Raw genomic sequence first — 5319 nt, forward strand, 5'->3', positions numbered from 1 at the left:
AGCTGTTCGGGGATGGTTTGGGCTTGGATTCCATTGACGCCCTGGAGCTGGTCGTAGCCCTGGAGAAAGGTTACGGCGTAGTCATCCCTGATTCAGAAGTAGGAGAACGGGTATTCCGTTCGGTCATTACCCTGGCCCAATTTGTAAGAGAGAAATCAACAACCAAATGAAACTACGCATGGCGCATAGCGCCATGCGTTTTTAGCTGATGGCTGATTGCTGAGAGCTGAAACATGAAATACGACGAAACCGAAATTAAAGTCCGCTTTAACGAGGTGGATTCGTGGGGAATAGTGTGGCACGGCCATTACATCGCCTGGTTTGAAGTCGGACGTATGGCCCTGCTGAAAAAATTTCACCTCCTGCCCCAGGACTTCACCCAAATGGGCTATATCGCGCCGGTCGTGGACTTAAAGTGTTTTTTCAAAGAACCTGCCCGCATGGAGGAAGAGATTCTCATCCGTACTTCGGTCCTCAAACCGACCAAGGCCGCTCTCACCTTTCGCTTCCAAATTTTACGCAAAAAGGACGGAAAACTGTTGGCTTCCGGGGAAGAAACTCAGGTGCTCTTAACCCTCGACGGCCGCATGCTTTACATCATTCCCCAAGACCTGCGGGAAAGGCTCCAGCCGCTTTTCAATTACCTGGAGGAGCCTGATTCGGCCGCCTGAAGGAATTTCTCCACTTCCTGATTAAAGCGCTCGGGTTGCTCCTGCATGGGGGAATGCCCGCAGTTTTCCAGAATCTTCAAGGTGGCCTGGGGAATCTTGCTTTTAAGGAAGGAGGCATCCTGCGGAGGAGCAATTGGATCTTTGGCCCCCCAGAGGATTAGGGTGGGCTGCCGGATGGAGGCAAGTTGGGGACGGATGTCGAAATCGATGATGCTGGCCGACATCTGCACCGCCGGGGTCATGGGCAGGAGCGGCTTTCCGGTGAGAGGGTTTTTGGGAACCGATTGGAAAAATTCTTTGGAAGTTTTCGGTTTTTGCCCCTTGATAAAATTCTCAACCATCGCTTTAAATTCCTCCCGCAAGAGCCCTTCGAACGATTCGAAGCGGGATTCCGGCCCCATGATTTTTTTCGTCAAAGCATAGCTCAAAAATTCCGCTTTGTCCCCGATTCCTACGACATCAGTCACCACCAGGTTTTTTACCGGTGAGCCGGGTTGGGCCGCCAGGTTGAGGGCTACCAATCCTCCCATAGAGTGCCCTACGACAATGGCCTGGTCCAGTTTCCGTTCCTGTAAAAATTTCCCCACGATTGCGGTGAGCCAGTCGATGGAGTAATCCGTTTCCGGCTTATCGGAATCTCCAAACCCTGGGAAGTCGATGGCCATGGCCCGGTAAAAAGCGGGGGAAAAAGAAAGGTTGGCTGCCCAATCCTTTAAGGACCCTCCCAGCCCGTGGAGAAAGAGAATCGGCTGGCCTTTACCTTCCTCAACAAAATTTATACTCAATCCGGCGACTAAAATTTTTTGGGGATGAAAGAGAGGTTCTTGGGGAATACGGCCTTCTCCTTCCCCCTTGGTTTGCCCGAAAGTCAAAGGAACCAGGAAAGAGAGATACATAAGGAGGGAAAGGAGAAAGAGTCTCACCCCGACCCCCCTGCCGAGGGTCTTTCAGACCCTCCGGAAGGGTTCTTAAGGAAGGACAAAAGAATTTGGCCGCCGGCTACCTTCTCATCTCCCACGAAGGCTTCGGCGGCGAACCGGTAAATCGAAGCCAGACTTTGGGTGAGTTCGACTTGTAGGGTAATCTGTTCTCCCTGGACCGGGCAGCGGCGAAATTGAAATTCAGAAGCCCCGACGAAGAGGCCGACGAAATGAACGAGGGGATTCTCTATTTTGGCCTTGCTGCCCAACACAATCCCGCCCACTTGGGCCAACGATTCTAACAGGAGGGAGGGCGGGTAAAAATGATGGCCCTGAAAAAACCACTCGTTGCCCGTTAAATTTTTTACTCCGGTGGCTTTCTTCCCGGGTTCGATAGTGAGGATGCGATCCACCAAAAGGAAGGGGTAGCGGTGGGGCAGGATGCTCTGAATTTCCCGGTTTTCCATCATAACTCGAACCCCACTTCCCGTACGTCCACCTTGAGGATCACGTCAGCCTCCGCCGCAACTTCAGCGCCAACTTGAGCTTTCCCTTTGAACTTCCAGCGATTTCCTTCTTTGCCGGTGAGACTGACCAGGAAATCCAGCCGGTCACCGGGGAGGACAGCACGTTTGAATCTCAAGCGCTCTACTTTTTCAAGGGAGACGCGTATTTTCCCACGGGTAAACGATTCTCCCAAAAAGATAAGGGCGCTTTGAAGCAATCCTTCCAGGGTAAGAACTCCCGGCATGATAGGCTCGCCTGGAAAGTGCCCGGAAAGGTAGATCTCATCGGCCGTGACCCACTTGACTGCTTTGATTCTTTTTTCCCGCTCCAGTTCTTCCACCCGGTCGATCACTACCGTGGGGAAAGGATGGCCGAAACGGTGAAAGGCTTCTTCCCATTTTTTCCGTTCAACCCAGTCAGCGGTTTCTGCGTTTATAATGTTTAACCTCCTTATAGCTTTTGCGTACACCTACCCCGCTCAATCCGAGGCAAAATTCCTTCCGGCCAAGGAGCGATTTATTTTAAAAACAATTGGATTCCTCTCTCCGCCGGCCATGTTGTTTTTATTCCGCCCAACGAAGAACATCAGCTGAAGAACGTCAATGAGGAACCCTTTGTCTTTGGGTGTGTAATCCCCTCCGGGGTTCCGGAACTTTAAGAGGGGAATAAAAGAGATTATTGCCGGAGAGAGCCGAGCTTCCCCAGATAGCAGCGAATCAATGCGGGCAAAAAAGCGAAACCCTTATTCCGTGGATTCTTTTTTCGTCTCTTCTTCTTTGGAGGAGGCTGAGGTTTTCACATCCTCGATTCCTAAATAAATCGCTAAAGCCCCACCAAGCACCAAGATGATGGGGATAACCCCTTTGAGGACTTCCAGGAAGTCAACCCACCAAGCAATCAAGCCCACCACGCCGATGATCACAGCCACGATTCCACCGAGTAGGATCTTCATCTTTTTAGCTCCTCCTTGTTTTTTTTATAATCATATTGAAACTGATTTAATTTGTCAAAGGATGAAATTGACTCGCCCACCCCCAGTTTTGAAGATTGGCCCTTTCTCCCAGTTGGTGTGCCGGTTCGGGCAGGAAGGGCCCCTGGCTTGGCAAAATAAGGCAGTGATTATTTCATGGTCGTGAGCGGGCTTATGCCGTTTCAGCGGGCGAAGTCTTCCAATCCGCTTTCTCTTTTCGGAGATAAGATCGGCAGGTGGATGGATAAGATTCTCCCGCCGCTTTTGCCCGCGCCAGGTGCCCTCCCCGCCCGAACCACAATAGAAGTAACCACCCCAAAAAGACTGAGGGTGGGCAAGATGAAATTGAGAACTATCAGTAGTCCAAGAAGTTGGACCCAATGTTGGAAAAGTTGCGCTGAATGTTCTTTTTTCCCCGGATGATTTCCCCATGCCCAGAAAGAAGCCACTCGGCATCTAACCGGGCCAGGCGTTCGATAGAATCCCGCAGGAGGTTGCCATCCCCTCCTGGAAAGTCTGTTCTCCCCACCCCCATGGCAAAGACGACATCCCCGGTGAACAGGGCTTTTTTCTCCGGCCAGTATAGACTGATGGATCCCGGCGAGTGGCCAGGGGTGAAAAAAATCTGGAGAGTTTTTTGGCCTAATTTTAATTCTCCCTCTTGGAGGTAAAAATCTATTTTTATTTCGGGCATATCCATTCCAAAAGCTCCATAGAACTCTCTACCGGTCTCCTGCATGAATTTTTCCTCTTCCGGGTGCAGGGCTGTTAAAACCCCTGCCCGAGCAAAGGTCTGAATGGCCTCAAAGTGGTCGGGGTGGACATGGGTTGCTATGATCAGACGGATGTCTTCCAAGCGGTTGCCGTCTTTTTCCATCCCGTTGATTAAATTCTTGACCAAATGCTGATGGCCCGGGTCGATGAGAAGAGGCATATCACCACCAATCAGATAGCTGTTGCAATTATTCTCCTGCATACTTTTCCAGGGATAGGCATAAAGATCAGAATCAAGTTTCATGAAATCTCCTCCAAATGCGGATTGTGGAATTTTAATTCCGCATTCCGCCATTGTATGGTCATCGTTTCGCTGCTTTTTCCAAAAGGTCTTCGATGGTCATGGGCAGAATCGGTAAAGGGTCGATAGGGCGCCCGTCGTGCCGTAATTCAAAGTGGAGATGCGGCCCGGTAGATTTCCCTGTACTGCCCACTCCCCCGATGGCCTGCCCCTGACGCACAGCCTCCCCATCTTTGGCGATGATTACGTTCATATGCCCGTAGATCGATGTATAACCCAGATCATGCCGCAATACCACTACGTTTCCGTACCCAGTTCGGGACTTAAGAGAGAGGATCACTTCTCCGTCCATGGCAGCCTTGACTTCTTGATATGAGGGGGAAGCAATGTCGATCCCGGCGTGAAGCTTTTTCCTCCGGGGGCCAAAAGGAGAATTGATCTTCCCCTGGATAGGCCAGATGATGTCCAGTTCTTTCCCCAACCAAGGGGGCTTCCCTATTTCTTTTTCAACGCTGGTCGAGGGAATTGGTTTTTCCTCAGTTTCCAGTGAACTCTCCAGGTCCTTTTTTTCTAAAGGCGATAGCGGCAGGGAAGGCGCGATGGATAAAACTGCTTTGGCTCCGGGAATAAATATTTTTCGGCCAACTTTGAGAGCCGAGGGAGAGGTTAAACCATTGGCCTCCATGAGCTTAGTAATGGGGATTTTATAGGCCAGGCTGATCCGGTAGAGAGTAACCCCTTTGGCCACCGGGTGATAAACGCCATTTTTTTTGGCGATCGCCGTTAGGGGGAAAAAAAGAATGAAAAATAAAGAGGCAATCAGGAGATTGAGGAGAACTCCGTAAACCAATACCTTGCCTTTGGCAGAATATTTCCTTAAATTTTTTTTCTCCATTCTTCAAGTTTTAAAATAACAAGGGAACCGCAGAAATGCAATATGATTCTCTCCTGACCGTCAATCCCTTTGGCATTACCTCTCTTGTTGTGGCTCAGACGGGAGGGCGCTGAACGACCCTCTTTTAGCGGGGCAGAATCGACCCAGAACAACCTTCTCCCGCCGTCGCCCACGGAAGAACCTCCCGGTCCCCCTTTAAGATTGATGATCTCGTAAAAAGTCGGCAGAAGAGTCATTGCGAGCGAAAGCGAAGCAATCTCGTTTTTATAAGTCCTTGAAAATACGGGATTGCTTCGTCGTCCCGCATTGGCGGAACTCCTCGCAATGACGAAAACGGGACT

The 5319-nt window shown here is 50.5% G+C and carries 10 protein-coding genes and 1 pseudogene; 3 read left to right on the forward strand and 8 right to left on the reverse strand.

Annotated features, from left to right (window positions below):
* Together Q7V48_04635 and Q7V48_04640 are read left to right on the forward strand one after the other, a co-directional pair.
* The coding region (locus Q7V48_04635; protein MDO9210022.1) for a phosphopantetheine-binding protein at positions 1 to 170 on the forward strand (170 nt) is incomplete at its 5' end.
* 63 nt (positions 171 to 233) lie between these two features.
* Complete coding sequence (locus Q7V48_04640) at positions 234 to 671, forward strand: thioesterase family protein (GenBank protein ID MDO9210023.1); 438 nt, start codon at positions 234 to 236, stop codon at positions 669 to 671.
* Here the strand turns inward: Q7V48_04640 and Q7V48_04645 are convergent.
* The 4 genes and pseudogenes from Q7V48_04645 to Q7V48_04660 form a co-directional block, all read right to left on the reverse strand.
* Positions 641 to 1594 carry an alpha/beta hydrolase gene (locus tag Q7V48_04645; protein ID MDO9210024.1) on the reverse strand — a complete coding sequence of 318 codons (954 nt, stop codon included), beginning with the start codon at positions 1592 to 1594 and terminating at the stop codon, positions 641 to 643. The genes Q7V48_04640 and Q7V48_04645 overlap by 31 nt on opposite strands.
* Positions 1591 to 2061, reverse strand: coding sequence for a 3-hydroxyacyl-[acyl-carrier-protein] dehydratase FabZ (locus Q7V48_04650; GenBank protein MDO9210025.1), 471 nt, complete (start codon positions 2059 to 2061; stop codon positions 1591 to 1593). The genes Q7V48_04645 and Q7V48_04650 overlap by 4 nt, the downstream gene beginning before the upstream one ends.
* A complete protein-coding gene (fabZ, locus tag Q7V48_04655) occupies positions 2058 to 2552 on the reverse strand; it encodes a 3-hydroxyacyl-ACP dehydratase FabZ (protein MDO9210026.1) in 495 nt (164 codons plus the stop codon). Before fabZ ends, Q7V48_04650 begins: the two co-directional genes overlap by 4 nt.
* Positions 2515 to 2598, reverse strand: a pseudogene (locus tag Q7V48_04660) (ABC transporter ATP-binding protein). The gene fabZ and the pseudogene Q7V48_04660 overlap by 38 nt, the downstream one beginning before the upstream one ends.
* Before the next feature lie 35 nt (positions 2599 to 2633).
* On the opposite strand from Q7V48_04660, the gene Q7V48_04665 reads away from it, so the two are divergent.
* On the forward strand, positions 2634 to 2756 hold the full coding sequence (locus Q7V48_04665; protein MDO9210027.1) for a hypothetical protein: 123 nt from the start codon (positions 2634 to 2636) through the stop codon (positions 2754 to 2756).
* A gap of 84 nt (positions 2757 to 2840) precedes the next feature.
* Here Q7V48_04665 and Q7V48_04670 read toward each other — a convergent pair whose 3' ends face one another.
* The 4 genes from Q7V48_04670 to Q7V48_04685 form a co-directional block, all read right to left on the reverse strand.
* Positions 2841 to 3050, reverse strand: a complete 210-nt coding sequence (locus tag Q7V48_04670) for a hypothetical protein (GenBank protein MDO9210028.1) — start codon at positions 3048 to 3050, stop codon at positions 2841 to 2843.
* 373 nt (positions 3051 to 3423) lie between these two features.
* Positions 3424 to 4086, reverse strand: a complete 663-nt coding sequence (locus Q7V48_04675) for an MBL fold metallo-hydrolase (protein MDO9210029.1) — start codon at positions 4084 to 4086, stop codon at positions 3424 to 3426.
* Positions 4087 to 4144: 58 nt separating this feature from the next.
* The gene (locus Q7V48_04680) at positions 4145 to 4978 is read right to left on the reverse strand and encodes a M23 family metallopeptidase (protein ID MDO9210030.1); all 834 of its coding nucleotides are present in this window, start codon (positions 4976 to 4978) and stop codon (positions 4145 to 4147) included.
* The coding region (locus Q7V48_04685) for a hypothetical protein (GenBank protein MDO9210031.1) at positions 4960 to 5319 on the reverse strand (360 nt) is incomplete at its 5' end. The genes Q7V48_04680 and Q7V48_04685, both read right to left, overlap by 19 nt.

The organism is Deltaproteobacteria bacterium (assembly GCA_030654105.1).
In the GTDB taxonomy this organism is placed as follows: domain Bacteria; phylum Desulfobacterota; class SM23-61; order SM23-61; family SM23-61; genus JAHJQK01.